The 867-nt window shown below is 39.0% G+C and carries 1 protein-coding gene and 1 pseudogene; both read right to left on the bottom strand.

Going from position 1 to position 867, the window contains the following annotated elements; translation table 11 throughout:
• Window positions 1–693 (bottom strand): IS3 family transposase (locus A9G37_RS04360; protein WP_065574734.1); only part of this gene is annotated, 693 nt, incomplete at its 3' end.
• A gap of 62 nt (window positions 694–755) precedes the next feature.
• Window positions 756–867: pseudogene (locus A9G37_RS13490) on the bottom strand (transposase); the annotation flags it as partial.

Genomic DNA, 867 nt, shown 5'->3' on the forward strand with positions numbered 1-867 from the left:
ATATAAATCAAGTACTTCAGTACGATAGGTACGATTAAATCGTTCAATATAACCATTTTGATAAGGGCTACCGGGCTTTATATAATCAATGGCTATATCATGTGATTTAGCCCAGTTTATAAAGTTTTTTCCTGTAAATTCTGGCCCATTATCGACCCGTATTTTTAATGGATATCCATGATATTCGGCCAGTTTATCTAAGTAACGGGTAATCCTTCCTGCTGGTAAGCTGACTGCAATATCAATACCTAACGCCTCACGATTAACGTCATCGATGACATTGAATGTCCTAAAGCGACGTTGATTACGGCTACTATCACTCATAAAATCCATTGACCAACATTCACCTTGTTTATTAGGCACAAATAGCTTTTCCGGGCATCGTGGAGGAATGCGTTTTTTTCGTTTTACTCTGAGATTAAGCTTTAATTCACAATACACCCGATAAACATGCTTATGGTTCCATTGATAGCCGAGCTTTCTGATACGATTAAAGCATTTAGGAAAGCCCCAGCGTAAATGCCGGTCTGTGATAGCATTCAATACCGAAACAATCACCGAATCATCCTGTAACTTAGGTTGATAATAGTAAGCACAACGGCTTAAGCCAACGATAGCGCAGCTCATAGCTATAGTAACAGAATGATTTTGTTGTAGTTGCTGTGCCCACGTTTTACGTGCCTTTGTGGGCACTAAAGCTTTTTTATGATTTCTTCCTGAAGCTGTGATTTTAAGCTCAGCTCAGCAAACATCTATTTAAGCTTACGGTTTTCAGCCTCCAGCTCTTTTAAGCGTTTGATATCCGAAGTTTCCATTCCGCCGTATTTTTCCCGCCATTTATAAAAAGTTGAATTACCCATGCCATAT

It is taken from the genome of Gilliamella sp. GillExp13 (genome assembly GCF_001690815.1).
Lineage (GTDB): Bacteria > Pseudomonadota > Gammaproteobacteria > Enterobacterales > Orbaceae > Gilliamella > Gilliamella bombi.